This is a genomic window from Sulfitobacter sp. TBRI5 (assembly GCF_051013555.1).
Lineage (GTDB): Bacteria > Pseudomonadota > Alphaproteobacteria > Rhodobacterales > Rhodobacteraceae > JL08.
The window spans coordinates 2,980,721-2,996,705 of record NZ_CP112884.1 but is presented as its reverse complement, the minus strand read 5'-3'; the positions used below and the strand labels follow the sequence as shown (position 1 = coordinate 2,996,705).

Annotated in this window: 16 protein-coding genes; 8 read left to right on the top strand and 8 right to left on the bottom strand. The window is 59.7% G+C overall.

Annotated elements, in window-relative coordinates:
* Nucleotides 1–25: 25 nt before the first annotated feature.
* Nucleotides 26–487: a DNA polymerase III subunit chi gene (locus OLX72_RS15135; protein ID WP_433989002.1), complete on the bottom strand. Its 462-nt coding sequence runs from the start codon at nucleotides 485–487 to the stop codon at nucleotides 26–28.
* Between the two features lie 3 nt (nucleotides 488–490).
* Complete coding sequence (locus OLX72_RS15130) at nucleotides 491–1,969, bottom strand: leucyl aminopeptidase (protein WP_114870507.1); 1,479 nt, start codon at nucleotides 1,967–1,969, stop codon at nucleotides 491–493.
* 129 nt (nucleotides 1,970–2,098) lie between these two features.
* On the opposite strand from OLX72_RS15130, the gene lptF reads away from it, so the two are divergent.
* Genes lptF through rsmA form a run of 6 tightly spaced genes read left to right on the top strand, consistent with a single transcriptional unit; the run spans nucleotide 2,099 to nucleotide 9,509 of the window.
* Nucleotides 2,099–3,226 (top strand): LPS export ABC transporter permease LptF, encoded by a 1,128-nt coding sequence (gene lptF, locus OLX72_RS15125; protein WP_433989001.1) that lies wholly within the window; start codon nucleotides 2,099–2,101, stop codon nucleotides 3,224–3,226.
* Nucleotides 3,223–4,326 (top strand): LPS export ABC transporter permease LptG, encoded by a 1,104-nt coding sequence (gene lptG, locus OLX72_RS15120; RefSeq protein ID WP_114870508.1) that lies wholly within the window; start codon nucleotides 3,223–3,225, stop codon nucleotides 4,324–4,326. Before lptF ends, lptG begins: the two co-directional genes overlap by 4 nt.
* Nucleotides 4,326–6,488: an LPS-assembly protein LptD gene (locus tag OLX72_RS15115; RefSeq protein WP_433989000.1), complete on the top strand. Its 2,163-nt coding sequence runs from the start codon at nucleotides 4,326–4,328 to the stop codon at nucleotides 6,486–6,488. Before lptG ends, OLX72_RS15115 begins: the two co-directional genes overlap by 1 nt.
* Nucleotides 6,485–7,702, top strand: a complete 1,218-nt coding sequence (locus tag OLX72_RS15110; protein ID WP_254684593.1) for a peptidylprolyl isomerase — start codon at nucleotides 6,485–6,487, stop codon at nucleotides 7,700–7,702. The genes OLX72_RS15115 and OLX72_RS15110 overlap by 4 nt, the downstream gene beginning before the upstream one ends.
* Nucleotides 7,699–8,676, top strand: coding sequence for a 4-hydroxythreonine-4-phosphate dehydrogenase PdxA (gene pdxA / locus OLX72_RS15105; protein WP_114870511.1), 978 nt, complete (start codon nucleotides 7,699–7,701; stop codon nucleotides 8,674–8,676). Before OLX72_RS15110 ends, pdxA begins: the two co-directional genes overlap by 4 nt.
* Nucleotides 8,673–9,509, top strand: a complete 837-nt coding sequence (gene rsmA / locus OLX72_RS15100; RefSeq protein WP_433988999.1) for a 16S rRNA (adenine(1518)-N(6)/adenine(1519)-N(6))-dimethyltransferase RsmA — start codon at nucleotides 8,673–8,675, stop codon at nucleotides 9,507–9,509. The genes pdxA and rsmA overlap by 4 nt, the downstream gene beginning before the upstream one ends.
* A gap of 3 nt (nucleotides 9,510–9,512) precedes the next feature.
* Here rsmA and OLX72_RS15095 read toward each other — a convergent pair whose 3' ends face one another.
* From OLX72_RS15095 to prfA, 3 genes are all read right to left on the bottom strand, one after another.
* Entirely contained in the window at nucleotides 9,513–10,097 is a 585-nt protein-coding gene (locus tag OLX72_RS15095) for a DUF4167 domain-containing protein (protein ID WP_433988998.1), read from the bottom strand.
* 246 nt (nucleotides 10,098–10,343) lie between these two features.
* Nucleotides 10,344–11,153, bottom strand: a complete 810-nt coding sequence (gene prmC, locus OLX72_RS15090) for a peptide chain release factor N(5)-glutamine methyltransferase (RefSeq protein ID WP_433988997.1) — start codon at nucleotides 11,151–11,153, stop codon at nucleotides 10,344–10,346.
* A 17-nt stretch (nucleotides 11,154–11,170) separates the two neighbouring features.
* Complete coding sequence (gene prfA, locus OLX72_RS15085; protein WP_114872296.1) at nucleotides 11,171–12,226, bottom strand: peptide chain release factor 1; 1,056 nt, start codon at nucleotides 12,224–12,226, stop codon at nucleotides 11,171–11,173.
* Between the two features lie 61 nt (nucleotides 12,227–12,287).
* Here prfA and OLX72_RS15080 point away from each other — a divergent pair, with 61 nt between their 5' ends.
* Complete coding sequence (locus tag OLX72_RS15080) at nucleotides 12,288–12,575, top strand: hypothetical protein (protein ID WP_114870514.1); 288 nt, start codon at nucleotides 12,288–12,290, stop codon at nucleotides 12,573–12,575.
* On the opposite strand, the gene OLX72_RS15075 is transcribed toward OLX72_RS15080, so the two are convergent.
* From OLX72_RS15075 to OLX72_RS15065, 3 genes are read right to left on the bottom strand one after another with little or no spacing between them, the layout of a single operon-like run.
* Nucleotides 12,516–12,920: a DUF1499 domain-containing protein gene (locus OLX72_RS15075; protein WP_368073706.1), complete on the bottom strand. Its 405-nt coding sequence runs from the start codon at nucleotides 12,918–12,920 to the stop codon at nucleotides 12,516–12,518. The two genes, OLX72_RS15080 and OLX72_RS15075, sit on opposite strands and share 60 nt — an antisense overlap.
* A gap of 22 nt (nucleotides 12,921–12,942) precedes the next feature.
* A complete protein-coding gene (speB, locus tag OLX72_RS15070; RefSeq protein WP_114870516.1) occupies nucleotides 12,943–13,914 on the bottom strand; it encodes an agmatinase in 972 nt (323 codons plus the stop codon).
* Nucleotides 13,915–13,917: 3 nt separating this feature from the next.
* A complete protein-coding gene (locus tag OLX72_RS15065; protein ID WP_114870517.1) occupies nucleotides 13,918–15,087 on the bottom strand; it encodes a M20 aminoacylase family protein in 1,170 nt (389 codons plus the stop codon).
* A gap of 64 nt (nucleotides 15,088–15,151) precedes the next feature.
* Between OLX72_RS15065 and mazG the strand changes: the two genes are divergently transcribed.
* Nucleotides 15,152–15,982 (top strand): nucleoside triphosphate pyrophosphohydrolase, encoded by an 831-nt coding sequence (gene mazG, locus OLX72_RS15060; RefSeq protein ID WP_114870518.1) that lies wholly within the window; start codon nucleotides 15,152–15,154, stop codon nucleotides 15,980–15,982.
* Nucleotides 15,983–15,985: the final 3 nt, after the last annotated feature.

Below are 15,985 nucleotides of genomic sequence, written 5' to 3'. Positions count from 1 at the left end.
ATCCGGCGCGAAAACGTCCGAAAGATCAGCCTTTTTCCGCTTTCTTTTCCCAGCGCCCGCCGTCTTCGGACCAGTATTGCGCCGCACATCCCGCATCTGTCAGCGCCTTCCACTGTCCGCGGGCGTGATTCAGCGCAGTGGCATCATTGCCGTCAAACAGGACACAGACCCGTTCCAGCCTGTGCACATCTTCGGCGCTGACATCGGCACCGTCGACGGCCATCAGGCATTCGGCGTTGTTGCCGCCAACCGCATCGGTGCCCAGCAAAACCGGCTGTTCGGCGTCATGCGGGCCACCGGCCAGCCCGTGCGGCAGAAAACTGTCATCCGCTCCCAGCCACAACTGTTGATCCAGCCACGCCATGCGCGCAGGATCGCTGCCGCGCACGGCGATGCGCCAACCGGCCTGCCGCGCCTTGCCCAGCAACTGTGGCAAGGTGCGTTCCAGCGGGGTCTGGGTCAGATGATAGAAATAGACCGCGCCCATTTGCTACTTGGCCTCGAACCGGTCCTGCACCAGACGGTTCAGCGCCATGACCCCCCAACCGGTCGCGCCTTTGGGCGCATAGGCAGTTTCGGTCGTCACCGACGCCACACCGGCAATATCCAGATGAATCCACGGCGTGCCGTCCTTCACGAACCGGCCCAGAAACTGCGCCGCCGTGACAGACCCGGCAGCACGACCGCCCAGATTTTTCATATCGGCGATACGCGATTTCAGCAGATCGTCGTAATCCTGCCCCAGCGGCATACGCCACGCGCCTTCTTTTTCCGCCCCAGCCGATTTGAGGAACGCGTTACAGAACGCATCGTCATTGGAAAACACACCGGCGTTGAAATGGCCCAATCCGATGATGATCGCACCTGTCAGCGTGGCCAGATCAACCATGCCCGCCGGTTTGAAACGATCCTGGGCGTACCACATGACATCACACAGAACCAGACGGCCTTCGGCATCGGTATTGATCACTTCTACCGTGTCGCCTTTCATCGATTTGATCACATCTCCGGGGCGCGTGGCCGAACCGGACGGCATGTTTTCAACCAGACCGACCAGCCCCACGACATTGGCCTTGGCCTTGCGCAGGGCCAGCGCGCGCATCACGCCCGCCACAACACCTGCCCCGCCCATATCCATGGTCATGTCTTCCATACCTGCGGCCGGTTTCAGCGAAATACCGCCGGTGTCGAACACAACGCCTTTGCCTACCAGCGCAAGGGGTGCGTCGCCTTTCTTGCCGCCGTTCCATTGCATCACGACAACTTTGGAAGGGCTGTCGGACCCCTGCCCGACACTCAGCAAGGTGCGCATGCCCAACTGTTCCAACTGGTCTTCGTCCAGCACTTCGACCTCAAGCCCCAGATCGGACATATCCGAAAGGCGTTTGGCAAATTCCGTGGTGGTCAGCACATTGGCCGGTTCGTTCACCAGATCGCGGGTCATGAACACGCCTTCTGCCACGGCCAGAAGCGGCGCGCCAGCAGCGCTTACCTCATCCGGTTTGGACACCATAAAGCGGACATCACCCGCGGGCTTGTCATCGTCTTTCGGGGTCTTGTGATCGTTGAACTCATAGGCCCGCAACGCCAGACCATAGGCGATTTCCGCCGCTTTTGATGCAGTTCCGGCCAACACGAGCAGTGCTGCCGACCCTTTCTGACGCGCCAGTGTCGCCCCGCCCTTGCGCGCATCCTCGATCGACGTGCGGCGCGGCAGGTACAGAACGTCGACAGCCGCACAGGCCATGCCGGCGGGAAAGGCCATACTGTGCACATCACCGGGTTTGGCCTTGGAAAATGCATCGCCTTCAACCAGACGCGCCAGCGCGCCACGGGTCAGACGGTTGACGCGCCGCGCCGCCATATCAAGCCGTTTGGCGGGGTCGACAACAACCGCAACACGCCCGGTTACTGTGGCAATCTGGTCGATATCCGTCTCTTCAAAGGCAATGTTTACAACCTTGGTCATGCTCTGCTCCTGATCCTTTTGACACACAGGTAACGCGCCTCTGGCCATATGACTAGATAGCAGTTTTCCCCGGAATCAATTTGCTTTAACGTCCCGCCAAGTTCCATGTTCCCGTCCGGAGGGGCCGTAGTGTCGAAATTTGACAGATATGTCCTGTCACAACTGCTGGTATTGTTCGGATTTTTTTCGCTAATTCTTGTTGCCGTATTCTGGATCAACAAGGCGGTATCGCTGTTTGACAAGCTGATCGGCGACGGGCAATCAGCCATGGTATTCCTGCAATTCTCGGCGCTGACCCTGCCCAGCCTGATCGAGAAAATGATCCCTGTCGCATCGTTCGCAGCCACCGTTTACGTGACCAACCGCCTGAACAATGAAAGCGAACTGACCGTGATGCAGGCCACCGGCAGCAGCCCCTGGCGCCTTGCGCGCCCGGTGATCGCTTTCGGGCTGGTCATCATGGTCATGATGTCCTTTCTGACCCATCTGCTTGTGCCCATATCGGTGCAGCAACTGGGCCTGCGCGAAGCCGAAATCACCCGCAATGTCACCGCCAAACTGCTGAGCGAGGGCGAGTTTCTGCACCCCAGCAGCGGCGTCACCTTTTACATCGGGTCGATCGATCCGGATGGAGGATTGAACAACGTCTATCTGTCCGATCGCAGGGAACCATCGAAAACAGTCACCTATACATCGGCGGCGGCCTATCTTGTGCGCAACGGCACCTCGACCAACCTGATCATGGTCGATGGAATGGCACAGCAATATGTCAGCGCAACGCAACGTCTTTCCACAACAAGCTTTTCCGATTTTTCCTATGACATCAGCGCCCTGACGCAACGCGATACCGCGCGCGGCCGGACATTCCGCGAAGTGACCACGTTCGAAATGTTTGGCAAGAGGGACCAGATCAGCGCGGAAACCAATGCGCGCCCGGCGCAGGTCGCGCGCGAGATGCATGATCGGTTTGCCGCGCCGCTGTTCAGCATTGCGGCGGCTTTGGTCGGGTTTTCGACCCTGCTGATGGGCGGGTTTTCGCGCTTTGGCGTGTGGCGTCAGGCGGCTTTTGCCCTTGCCATTCTGATCAGTCTGGAGGCCGTACGCAGTGCGCTTGTCGGCCCGCTGGAACGCAATGACGATCTGTGGCCGGTGCTTTACATTCCTGCCCTTCTGGGTCTGTTGATCAGTCCGCTGTTCCTGTTCATTGCGGCACGGCCAACCCTGTTGCGGCCATCGCGATTGCGGGGGGCCACATGATCCTGCATTTCTATTTCGCGCGCCGTTTCGCAAAAAGCTTTCTGGCACTCGCCTTTATCTTTTTCTGCCTGATCGTGCTGATCGACAGCGTTGAACAAATCCGCAAATTCCGCGATCAAACCGATGTGGGTCTGCCCGAACTGGTTCAACTGACATTGCTGAACGTCCCGCAGGCTATGAATGAAATCCTGCCGCTGATCGTCATTCTTGCGACGATATTGCTGTTCATCAATCTGGCCCGCAGCAGCGAACTGGTGGTGACGCGCGCAGCGGGCCGGTCTGCCTTAAGCGCGCTGATGGCGCCGGTCGGCGTGGCACTGATCATCGGCGGCATGACCGTCACCCTGCTGAACCCGATCGTCGCGGCGACGACGAATTACTACAGCTCGCTGGAAGACGCTTACAAAAGCGACGGGTCGGCCACATTTTCGATCAGCGATGAGGGGCTGTGGCTGCGTCAGGGCGACCCGCAGGAACAGACAGTAATTCATGCCTCGCGCACCAGTGGCGAGGCTCTTATCCTTTATGAAGTGACGTTTCTGACCTTCAACGCGGCAACCGGCCATCCGGTGCGCCGGGTCGAAGCCAGCAGTGCGCAGCTGAAACCCGGCAACTGGGAACTGCGCAAGGCCAAGCTTTGGCAACTGGTTCCCGGCACCAATCCCGAAGCGAACGCCGAGTTTCATGACACGCTGGTCGTGTCCTCATCGCTGACACTGGACCGTATCCGCAATTCCTTGGGAACACGGGCCAGCATTTCGGTATGGGATCTGCCCCGCTACATCACGCAACTGGAACGGGCCGGGTTTTCTAGCCGCCGCCATCAGGTCTGGTATCAATCCGAACTGGCGCGCCCGTTGTTTCTGGTGTCGATGGTGCTGATCGCCTCGGCCTTTACCATGCGGCACACACGGTTCGGTGGCACTGGCATCGCCGTCCTGACCGCTGTGATGGTCGGGTTCGGATTGTATTTTGTTCGCAATTTCGCGCTTATTCTGGGCGAAAACGGCGAATTGCCGGTTCTGCTGGCAGCATGGGCGCCGCCTATTGCGGGCACGCTTCTGGCTTTGGGTCTGTTGCTTCATGCGGAGGACGGGTGATGCACAGACTGCTTGCCATCCTTGTTCTGCTGTTTGGTCTGGGTCAGGGTATTCACGCACAGGAAACCGCGGAACCCGCACCGGCAATTCTGGTCGCTGACAGCGTTTTCATCAGCAACAACAACACGCTGGTTGCTGAAGGCAATGTAGAGGCCCTGCAGGGCGACATCCGGCTTCGGGCACGCAAGATCACCTATGATCAATCTACGGGCAAGATGCAGATCACCGGCCCGATCATCATCCAGCAGGGTGAAAACCAGACCATTCTGGCAGATGCTGCGACGCTGGATGATACATTGCAGGATGGTCTGGTGACCGGCGCACGGCTGGTGCTGAACCAGCAATTGCAGCTTGCCGCAGTCAGCATCGCGCAATCGGGCGGACGCTACAGCCAGCTTTACAAGGCATCTGTCACGTCGTGTCGGATCTGCGACGATGGCCAGCCCCCGCTGTGGCAAATCCGTGCCAAGCAGGTTGTGCATGACCGTGCGGAACGGCAGCTCTATTTTGACGAGGCGCAGTTTCGCATTCTGGATGTTCCGGTTCTTTACGTGCCGCGCCTGCGCCTGCCCGACCCGACACTGACCCGCACGACAGGTTTTCTGATCCCGACCGTCAAAAGCACCACCCAGCTTTCGACGGGTGTGAAAGTGCCCTATTTCATCGCAATAGGGGATGACAAGGATCTGACGCTGACGCCTTATGTTTCGTCGCGCACCCGTACATTGCAGTTTCGCTACCGGCAGGCGTTTCGCAACGGCGATCTTTATGCAGAAGGCGCGCTAAGCAACGATGATCTGGAAATGGGCGGAACACGCGGATACCTGTTTGCCGATGGTGCGTTCGATCTGCGGGACGATTTCAAACTGGCCTTTGAAATCGCGGCGACCAGCGACAAGGCCTATCTGCTGGATTACGATTATTCGGACACCGACCGCCTGACGTCTTTCATTGAAATCAGCCGCACCAAGCGCGATCGCTTTTTTGCCGCGAACCTGACACATTTCAATTCCCTGCGCGAAAACGAAAGCAATTCAACACAAGCGTCCCTGGTGGGCGATGTGTTTTATGATTACCGGTTTTTTCCGACCGCAATCGGCGGCGAGGTTCGGGTGGAAAGCAACCTTCATTCGCACTACCGGTCGTCCGATCTGGCCACTGACGGGCCGGATGCCGATCTAGAGGTCGATGGCCGCGATGTTACCCGTCTCAGCACCGATGTGGCCTGGATTGAGGGGTGGAACCTGCCCAGCGGGCTACGGGCGGACGCGCGGTTGGGGGTTTCGGTCGATCTGTTCCACATCCGTCAGGACAGCACCTATAAATCATACCAGACCGAAGTTCTGCCCCAAAGCGCACTGGCGCTGCGCTATCCCATGACCCGTGCAATGCCCGGTGGCGCGGTGCAGTTTCTGGAACCGCTGGCTCAGGTTGCGTGGATCGGCAGTTCATCGAATTCGGTACCGAATGACGAAAGCACAAGGGTTGATTTTGACGAAGGAAACCTGTTGGCCCTGTCACGCTTTCCGGCGCAGGACCGGCGCGAAAACGGGCTGGTGGGGGCCTACGGGGTAAACTGGGCGCGGTTCGACGAAAACGGCTGGGATGCGCGGCTGAGTGTCGGACAGGTCATCCGCGAGACTGCCGATCTGGATTTTACGCGCACTTCGGGCCTGACCGGAACCCGTTCGGATTTTCTGGTGGCAGGGCAACTGAAAGCCAAGAACGGGTTCAGGCTAAGTGCCCGCACCCTGTTTGATGACGACCTGAATTTTTCGAAAGCGGAAATTCGATCGCTTCTGCGCACGAAAAGGGTTGATTTCATCGGCAGCTATGTCTGGCTGGCCAAGGATTTCGAAGAGGACCGCGACCGTGATGTTTCGGAACTGGCGCTGGCGGGCAGCGTGCCGATCAGCCGCCATTGGACGGCAAGCGCCAACTGGCGTTATGATGTTGTCGACTCGGGTCCGACACGGGCGGGTGCGGTGCTGACATACCGAAATGAATGTGTTGAGGTTGATCTTTCCGTTCAGCGGCGCTTTACCTCTTCGGGAAGTGTTGAGCCCTCGACCAGTTTCGGTTTTACCGTCGCCTTGCGCGGGTTTAATGTAACAACGGGCACAGAAAATTACACACGATCATGTGGGAAGCAGGCAAAATGAAAAACTCGCTGACGTTAATGCTGGCTGTCGGGACATCGCTGATGCTGTCAGGCACGATACCGGCCGTCGCACAAAACCCCTTTGAAGCCGTCATCAAGGTGAACGAAGACACCATTACGCGCTTTGAACTTGAACAAAGAGAACAGTTTTTGCGCGCGCTGAACGCCCCCGGCGACAATGCGGCCCAAGCCCGGCTTGGCCTGATCGAAGACCGCCTGAAAGCACAGGCCACCGGCGATGCCGGACTGGTCGCAGAAGAGGCCGGAATTGACGCCGGTATGGAAGAATTCGCCGGTCGCGCCAATCTGACCAAGGATGAATTTATTGCTCAGCTCAAGGAACTGGGCGTTTCGGAAGAAACCTACCGCGATTTTGTGGCCGTTGGCATCACGTGGCGCGAACTGGTGCGATTGCGCTATGGCGGACAGGTCGAAGTGTCCGAAGCCGAGATTGATCGCGCATTGGAGGCCACCGGCACGGCAGGTGTGCGCGTGCTGATTTCGGAACTGATCATGCCCGTGCCCCCGGGCCGCGAGGCCGAGATTGAGGAACTTGCCGACAACCTGTCCAAAATCACCTCAATCGAGGAATTTTCGGCCGCGGCGCGGTTGTATTCAGCGACCGCCACACGCGATGAAGGCGGCAAACTGGATTGGATGGCTTTGAATTCACTGCCACCGGTGCTGCGTCCGCAATTGCTGACTCTGGGCAATGGCGAAGTGACAGCACCCATTCCGATCCCCGATGCCATCGCCCTGTTCCAGATGCGGGGCATTCAGGAAACCCAGACACCGGCAGCCTCTTTTGCCGCGATTGAATATGCGACCTATCTGATACCGGGCGGGCGCACTGAACCCGCGCTGGCGCGGGCCGCAGAGATCAAGGCGCAAGTCGACGTGTGCGATGATCTTTATGGTGTGGCGTTCGGCCAGCCCGAAACGGTCCTCAGCCGTGAAAGCCTGCCACCGGCACAAATACCCAGCGATATCGCTATGGAACTGGCCAAACTGGATGACGGCGAAGTTTCAACCGCCCTGACGCGCGCAAATGGCCAGACACTGGTTTTTCTGATGCTCTGCGGGCGCACGACAGCAATCAGCGAAGATGAAACCCGCGAAGATGTTGCGGCGTCGTTACGTTCGCAGCGGATCAATGCGTTTTCGGATGCCTATCTGGATCAGTTGATGTCTGACGCGCGGATCATCGAAAAATGACGCATGCCCTGCGCGCACCTGTTGCGCTCAGCTGTGGGGAGCCGTCCGGCATCGGCCCGGAAATCGCGCTGAAAGCCTGGCAGGCCATCGGGCATGAGGTGCCGTTTTTCTGGATCGGTGATCCGGCGCATTTGCCCGCGGGTGCAGAATGGCATGCGATATCCGCACCAGATCAGGTAATGGCGTCGCAACAGACCACGATGCCGGTTCTTGAACACCGATTTGCCGCGCCTGCGCCAGCCGGCGTACCCGCGCCCGAAAACGCCCAAAGTGTCATTGATGTCATAGCGCGGGGTGTAGATCTTGTGCGGTCAGGACAGGCGGCGGCCCTGTGCACCGCCCCGATCCACAAAAAGGCGCTTCAGGATGGGGCGCAGTTCGCCTATCCGGGACATACCGAATATCTGGCGGCACTGGGCGGAACAGACCGTGCGGTCATGATGCTGGCCAGTGATCAACTGCGGGTCGTGCCCGTGACCATCCACATCGCGCTGGCCGACGTGCCCAAATCCCTGACGCCGGACCTGCTGCGCGAAACCATCGACATCACAGCAACCGGACTATCGCAGCATTTTGGCCTGCCGGCACCGCGGATCGCCGTTGCGGGGCTGAACCCGCACGCCGGTGAAGGCGGCGCTATGGGGAGCGAGGAACTGGACTGGATCACTCCTCTGATCCGTGAAATGGCCGCGACTGGCCTGTCCATCAGCGGCCCGCATCCCGCCGACACCCTGTTTCACGCAGCGGCGCGCGCGCGCTATGACGTGGCAATCTGCATGTATCACGATCAGGCGCTGATCCCGATCAAGACACTGGATTTCGATCGCGGGGTGAATGTCACGCTGGGCCTGCCGTTTATCCGCACTTCGCCCGATCACGGCACAGCCTTCGATATCGCGGGACAGGGCATCGCCAACCCAACCAGCCTGATCGAGGCATTGCGCTGCGCCGCGCGGATGGCCGGCAGCGCATGATTGATGCTCTGCCCCCCCTGCGCGACGTGATTGCCGCCCATGATCTTAAGGCGCGCAAATCGCTGGGGCAGAATTTTCTGCTGGATCTGAACCTGACATCAAAGATCGCGCGCCAGGCGGGCGATCTGTCGGGCTGTGATGTGCTGGAAATCGGGCCCGGTCCGGGTGGGTTGACCCGCGGCCTGCTGGCATCGGGTGCGCGCCGCGTTCTGGCCATCGAAAAAGACAGCCGCTGCCTGCCCGCGCTGGAACAGATCGCCGCCGCCTATCCGGGCCGACTGCACATTCTTCAGGGCGACGCGCTGGATATTGATCCGCTGGACCATCTGACACCGCCGATCCGGATCATTGCCAACCTGCCCTATAACGTGGGCACGGAATTGCTGATCCGCTGGCTGACACCACATGACTGGCCGCCCTTCTGGCAAAGCCTGACGCTGATGTTCCAGCGTGAGGTGGCAGAACGTATTGTCGCCACGCCCGGGTCAAAGGCTTATGGGCGTCTGACGTTGCTGGCGCAATGGCGCTGCGACGCGCGTATTGTGATGTCGCTGCCACCCGGCGCGTTTACGCCACCGCCAAAAGTATCCAGCGCCGTGGTGCACCTGACCGCCCTGCCCGCGCCCCGCTATCCAGCCGATCCCGACGTGCTGTCGCGGGTTGTGGCCGCAGCATTCAACCAGCGCCGCAAAATGCTGCGCTCGGCGCTGAAAGGGTACGGGGCCGATATAGAGGGCAAACTGGTATCCGCCGGAATAAAACCGACGGATCGGGCGGAACAAATCTCGCTTGAACAGTTTTGTGCGTTGGCCCGCGTGTTAAAGCAGGCCTAGCCGTTACTCTGCCGCTTCCGGTGCGTCGCCCTGGGCCTTTGGCTTGGGCTTGCGCCGCGCGCGGGGTTTGGCTGGTTTGCTTTCCGGTGTTTCAACCAGCCCGCTGTCACCATTGTCGGAGCGATCTGCATCGGACGTATCAACCGGCATTGGCGGCATCATCGGCGATGTCGGTGCAGTCTGCGCGGCGGGTTCGTCAGACGAATCCTGCCGTGGCGCCTGTTGCTGCTGGGGCTGTGCCGCCTGCTGGGCATCACGGTCGGCGCGTTCACGGTCGCGTTCGGCCTGACGTTCACGGTTCTGGCGTTCCTGCTCCTCGCGGCGCTGTTCCATTTCACGCATCGCTTCGCCCAGCATCCGCAGGTAATGTTCGGCGTGTTGCTGGAAATTTTCGGTCGCCACGCGATCGTTGCCCAGCTGCGCATCACGTGCCAACTGGTTGTATTTGTCGATGATCTGCTGCGGCGTACCGCGCACTTTACCTTCGGGGCCGGAACTGTCGAACACACGGTTTACAACGTTTCCGCCTGAATTTTGGGGTCTGTTACGGTTCGATTTCGACCGCGAACGGGATTTTGAAGATCTCATTAACTCTGCAAGAGCCTTATTCTCGCTGTCTTTGCACCCGTTTTGCGCCTCGTGCGCTCTTGTCATTTCCGGGCCTGCGACATGTTGGGCTTAGTATTGCACGGGACCGCCAAAGGCATCCACCGAAGCAACACCTTTGAGTAAACATGTACGGGACGTCCAGACAAGAGCTAACTGACCCGAATGCATCGAATTTGGCGAAAAAAGCACAGAATAGGCGGTAATCCCGCGCCAAATCCGGCGAAATCAGGCCCAATGGGCCAAAATGACCCGGTCGCGCCCGTCCAGATCGGACAAAACAGCGACATCCGTCCAGCCGCAGGACTCAAAGATCGCTTTGACCTCGGCACCCTGCTGCCAGCCGATTTCAACCAGAACACGGCCCCGTGGCGTCAGATGATCCTGCGCCTGCGCTGCGATGATGCGATAGGCGCTTAGCCCGTCTGATTCGTCCGTCAGCGCAAGGCGGGGTTCATGTTCGCGCAGTTCCGGCGCAACGTCCTGCATTTCGTCCGCCGCCAGATAGGGCGGGTTCGACACGATCAGATCAAACCGCCCCTTTACGTTTTCAAACCAGTCCGACTGGCGGATGTCAGTGCGATCGCTGACCTGATGCAGCACCGCATTGGCGCTGGCCTGCAAACAGGCCGCCGCACTGACATCGACACCGACACCCTGCGCATCGGGTTGTTCCGCCAGCAATGTTACCAGAATGCAGCCTGATCCGGTGCCCAGATCAAGCACGGAACGAAAGGGCACGGCCAGCGCCGCTTCGATCAGGGTTTCGGTTTCGGGGCGCGGGTCCAGTACATCGCGGCTGATCTTGAACCGGCGCCCGTAAAATGCGCGCTCTCCCACCAGATGCGACACTGGTACGCGGATTGCGCGCAAAGACACCAGATGTTCAAACCGGTCTTCGATATCGGGTGCCAGATCTTCTGGTGCGATCAGGGTTACGCGGGTCGCATCAATGCGCGCGGCATGGGCCAGCAACACCCGCGCATCCCGCGCCGGATCGTCCACTCCTGCGGCCCGCAGGCGCGCTGTCGCAGTCATCAGGGCCTCGGCGGCGGTCACGTTCCCAACTCGGCCAACTGGCGGGCCTGATCGTCGGCCTGCAGCGCATCGATCACTTCGTCCAGATCACCGGCCATCACCGCATCCAGCTTGTAAAGCGTCAGGTTGATCCGGTGATCTGTCATCCGCCCCTGCGGAAAATTATAGGTTCTGATCCGTTCCGAGCGGTCACCACTGCCCACCTGCGCGGCGCGGGATGCGCTGCGCTCACTGTCGACGCGCTGGCGTTCCAGATCGTAAAGCCGGGTTTTCAGCACCTGCATCGCGATCTCGCGGTTGCGGTGCTGTGATTTTTCCGAAGACGTGACGACAATTCCGCTGGGCAGATGGGTGATGCGCACCGCGGAATCGGTGGTGTTCACGTGCTGTCCCCCCGCCCCGGAAGAGCGCATCGTATCAATCCGAAGGTCGTTGGGATCAACGGTGATGTCTACATCCACCGCTTCGGGCAGCACGGCCACCGTTGCCGCTGAGGTGTGAATGCGCCCGCCGCTTTCGGTGGTAGGCACCCGCTGCACGCGGTGCACGCCGCTTTCGTATTTCAGACGGGCAAAGACATTTTCACCCTTCACATGCGCGACCACTTCCTTGACGCCGCCCAGTTCGGTCAGCTGTTCCTCGATGATCTCGAATTTCCAGCCGCGCGCTTCGGCATAGCGCTGATACATCCGCAGCAGATCACCGGCAAACAGCGCCGCTTCGTCGCCGCCGGTTCCGGGGCGGATTTCCACCATGGCGGGGCGTGCGTCAGCCTCGTCCTTGGGCAACAGCGCCAGTTGCAAGGCTGCCTCGGCCTCGGGCAGTTTGGCCTTTAACGCCGGTAGTTCCTCTTCGGCCAGCGCCTTCATATCGGGATCGGCCAGCATGGCGCGGGCATCCTCCATATCACGCAGGATCCGGCGGTACGCCTCGATCTGGGCCACGACGGGGCGCAGATCGGAATATTCCTTGGCCAACGCGGCAATATCACCGGAATGTGCGCCATCGGCCATCTTGGCCTCAAGAAACTGAAACCGCTGGGTGATCTGTTCAAGGCGTTCTTCGGGAACCATCGGCGCGGTGTCCATTATCAAAAGGCTTTGGTCAAGTGGCAGAGCGTGCTAATATACCGCCATGATCCGACTGTGTAGCCTAATTTTCCTGATCGCGGCGCCTGCCATGGCCGATGTCACCGGTCCGGGGGGCAAAACCGTGGAATGTTATTGCACCGACACATCCGGCAGCCGCATCGAATTGGGACAGACGATCTGCCTTCAGGTCGATGGCCGGATGTTCATGGCGCAATGCCAGATGTCGCTGAACGTGCCGATGTGGCGCGAAGTGCAGCAGGGATGCCTGTCGTCAGAGTTGGAGCGCCCGCAAAACCCGCTCCAGTCGGTTGCGGTTGACGCCCATATCTGACGTACCGAACCGCAACCGCGCATACATTTTTAACGTGTTCCCCGCCTGTTCCACCGTCGTATAATCGGGAAATCCGAAGATAAGTGAGCGTGTTTCATAGGTTATACGCCCTTCTTCAACCGATCCGGCAATCACCTTTGTGCGCGGCAAGGCACGCATTTCCTGATCTACGCGGGGCAGCGAATCCGGGCCGACCTGAACAATGCGGACCGCCCCACCGGGCACATCCTGATTGCTTTGCGCCTCGATCGGGCGATGCCAGCGGTCCGTATCTGTCGGGCCGAACCGGATATAGGCCAGTCCGGCCACGGCTAGGGCCAGAATGACCCATCCAAGCGTTGCCATCCGCATAACCCCTTGCGCCGTCCTATTTACCCTTGCCGTGGGTGTTATACCCCAGCAGGCACAGGATTTCCGTCGCCACATGCGCGCCCGCCACTGCGGTGGCCCCTGTTGTGTCATAGGCGGGCGACACTTCGACGATATCACCGCCAACGATGTTGATACCGGCGATATCACGCAGGATGATCGCGGCCTGTCCTGATGACAGCCCGCCCCAAACCGGCGTTCCCGTACCCGGCGCAAAGGCCGGATCAAGCCCGTCAATATCAAAGGTCAGATAGGTCGGGTGATCGCCCAGAATATCCCTGATCTTTTTTGCGGCGGCCACGGGGCCTTTTTCATGCACTTCGCGCGCATCGATCGTGTGCACGCCCAACGGGTCGGGGTTGGTGGTGCGAATGCCTACCTGAACCGAACGCGCCGGATCGACCAGACCCATCTTGACCGCCTTGTAGAACATCGTGCCGTGATCAATCCGGTCCATATCGTCATCGGGCCATGTATCGGAATGGGCATCGAACTGCAGCAAAGAGATCGGGCCGTATTTTTCGGCATAGGCCTTGAGGATCGGGAAACTGATATAGTGGTCCCCGCCCAGCGTCAGCGATGCGGCGCCAGCCTGAAGAATGGTTTTGATATGTGCGGTCAGCGTGGCCGGAAACTCGGACACGCGGGCATAATCAAAGGCCAGATCACCATAATCCACGATGGCCATGTCCTGCATCGGATCAAAGGGCCAGCCATAGGGCGGATCATACGGTTGCAACGTGCTGGCCTCGCGGATGGCGCGAGGGCCGAAACGGGTGCCGGTGCGGTTTGTCACCGCCTGATCGAACGGCACGCCCGTCACCGCCACATCAACACCGCGCAAATCCTTGGAATATTTGCGCCGCAGAAACGATGTGGCCCCGCCAAACGCGTTTTCAAAGCTGTTGCCTTTCAGATCATCGCGGGTAAACGCCTGATCCACCTGTTCTTTTGCCTCGTACAAAGCCATGTCTTATGCCCCCTTGACTGGTTGCGCGCGTTCCACAAGCCGCGCGAAAAACGATGCGCCCACCGGCGCAATCTCATCATTGAAGTTGTATTTGGGATGGTGCACGCCTGCGCCATCACCCTGCCCCAGCATCAGATACGCACCGGGGCGCGCTTCGAGCATATAGGAAAAATCCTCGGCCCCCATGACCGGTTCAAACGCGGCGTCTACATTGGTGTCTCCGGCCACGTCACGGGCAATCTCGGCCGCGAAATCCGCCTTGCGCGCATCGTTGATCGTGGGCGGATAGCCGAACTCGAAATCCAGTTCCGCCGTCACGCCAAAACTGGCGGCGTGCCCGGCGACGATCTCTTCCATGCGCTTGACCACCATCGCCTGAACCTCTTTGTCAAAGGTGCGCACCGTGCCGTTGATATAGGCGGTTTCGGGGATCACATTATCGGTTGTGCCGGTGTGAATCTGCGTTACCGAAATCACCAATTCGTTTGCGGTCTTGTGGTTGCGGCTGACGATGGTTTGCAACGCCTGCACGATGGCCACCGCCGCCACCACCGGATCAACACAATCTTGCGGGCGCGCGGCATGCCCGCCCCTGCCCGTCACGGTGATGTGAAACGTGTCCGCCGCCGCCATGATCGCGCCGCGCGTGGTAAAGAAATTGCCGAAATCCTTGCCCGGCGCATTGTGCAGGGCGTAAACCTCGCCGATGTCGAACCGGTCCATCACGCCTTCTTGCACCATCACTTCGCCACCGCCGCCGAATTCTTCGGCCGGCTGAAACAGCAAGGCGACACGCCCCGCGAAATTGCGGGTTTCGGACAGGTATTTGGCCGCGCCCAGCAGCATCGCGGTATGACCGTCGTGGCCGCAGGCATGCATTTTCCCCGGATGGGTGCTGGCATAGTCAACGCCGGTTTCTTCGGTGATCGGCAACGCATCCATATCGGCGCGCAAGCCGATGGTCGGGCCTGCACCCTGCCCGTTGATGATGGCCACGATACCGGTTGTCGCGATCCCTTCATGCAGTTCGTCGACACCGAATTCGCGCAACCGGTCGGCCACAAACGCCGCCGTCTGGTGACATTCCAGCCCCAGTTCCGGGATCGTATGCAGGTGACGCCGCCACGCGGTCATATCTGCGCTGAAATCAGCGATACGGTTGACAACGGGCATGGGGTGGACTCCTTGGGCGGTTTGATTTCACAGTCCATCTGACACCCAAAAGGACACAGCCGCAATGCCCGATGACACGTTGATTCACGATCCCGATGGCGGAATGGAGCGTTTGCTGGAAATCATGCGCCGCCTGCGCGATCCTCAATCCGGATGCCCCTGGGACATTGAACAGGATTTCGCCAGCATCGCGCCCTACACGATCGAAGAAGCCTATGAGGTGGCCGATGCGATCGAACGGGCCGACTGGGCCGAACTTGAGGGCGAATTGGGCGATTTGCTGCTGCAAACCGTCTATCACACCCAGATGGGGCAGGAAGCGGGGCATTTCAGTTTTGACAGCGTCGTGCGCGCCATTGCCGACAAGATGGTGGCCCGTCATCCGCATGTTTTCGGCGACGAAACCCGCGACAAATCCGCGGATCAGCAAACCGCCGACTGGGAAAAGATCAAGGCGGCAGAACGCGCGGGCAAGGATCAGGGCGGTGCGCTGGACGGGGTCGCGGTGGGCCTGCCTGCGTTGTTGCGCGCCTATAAACTGCAAAAACGCGCCGCCCGCGTCGGATTTGACTGGCCATCGACAGATCAGGTGCTGGACAAGATCATCGAAGAGGCCCGTGAACTGACCGAGGCATACGAAACCCACAGCACGGATGAAACCGAAGAGGAATTCGGTGATCTGCTGTTTGTCATGGCCAATCTGGCACGGCACATGAAGATCGACCCCGAAGCGGCCCTGCGCCGCGCCAACGCCAAATTCATCCGCCGCTTTGCCGGGGTCGAGGCGCGGCTGGCCGCGCAAGGCAAACGCCCGCAAGACAGTGATCTGTCCGAAATGGATGCGCTTTGGGACGCGGTCAAGGCGGACGAGCGCAAGGGCATGTCCGCCGACTGAAAA

Bases quoted from the DNA above. Each gene is read 5' to 3' on its own strand.
- mazG (WP_114870518.1), top strand. From the start codon at position 15,152: ATGCCCGATGACACGTTGATTCACGATCCCGATGGCGGAATGGAGCGT.
- prmC (WP_433988997.1), bottom strand. From the start codon at position 11,153: ATGACTGCGACAGCGCGCCTGCGGGCCGCAGGAGTGGACGATCCGGCG.
- speB (WP_114870516.1), bottom strand. From the start codon at position 13,914: ATGGCTTTGTACGAGGCAAAAGAACAGGTGGATCAGGCGTTTACCCGC.
- OLX72_RS15080 (WP_114870514.1), top strand. From the start codon at position 12,288: ATGATCCGACTGTGTAGCCTAATTTTCCTGATCGCGGCGCCTGCCATG.
- OLX72_RS15110 (WP_254684593.1), top strand. From the start codon at position 6,485: ATGAAAAACTCGCTGACGTTAATGCTGGCTGTCGGGACATCGCTGATG.
- prfA (WP_114872296.1), bottom strand. From the start codon at position 12,226: ATGGTTCCCGAAGAACGCCTTGAACAGATCACCCAGCGGTTTCAGTTT.
- pdxA (WP_114870511.1), top strand. From the start codon at position 7,699: ATGACGCATGCCCTGCGCGCACCTGTTGCGCTCAGCTGTGGGGAGCCG.
- lptG (WP_114870508.1), top strand. From the start codon at position 3,223: ATGATCCTGCATTTCTATTTCGCGCGCCGTTTCGCAAAAAGCTTTCTG.
- OLX72_RS15115 (WP_433989000.1), top strand. From the start codon at position 4,326: ATGCACAGACTGCTTGCCATCCTTGTTCTGCTGTTTGGTCTGGGTCAG.
- OLX72_RS15075 (WP_368073706.1), bottom strand. From the start codon at position 12,920: ATGGCAACGCTTGGATGGGTCATTCTGGCCCTAGCCGTGGCCGGACTG.
- OLX72_RS15065 (WP_114870517.1), bottom strand. From the start codon at position 15,087: ATGCCCGTTGTCAACCGTATCGCTGATTTCAGCGCAGATATGACCGCG.
- OLX72_RS15130 (WP_114870507.1), bottom strand. From the start codon at position 1,969: ATGACCAAGGTTGTAAACATTGCCTTTGAAGAGACGGATATCGACCAG.
- rsmA (WP_433988999.1), top strand. From the start codon at position 8,673: ATGATTGATGCTCTGCCCCCCCTGCGCGACGTGATTGCCGCCCATGAT.
- OLX72_RS15095 (WP_433988998.1), bottom strand. From the start codon at position 10,097: ATGAGATCTTCAAAATCCCGTTCGCGGTCGAAATCGAACCGTAACAGA.
- OLX72_RS15135 (WP_433989002.1), bottom strand. From the start codon at position 487: ATGGGCGCGGTCTATTTCTATCATCTGACCCAGACCCCGCTGGAACGC.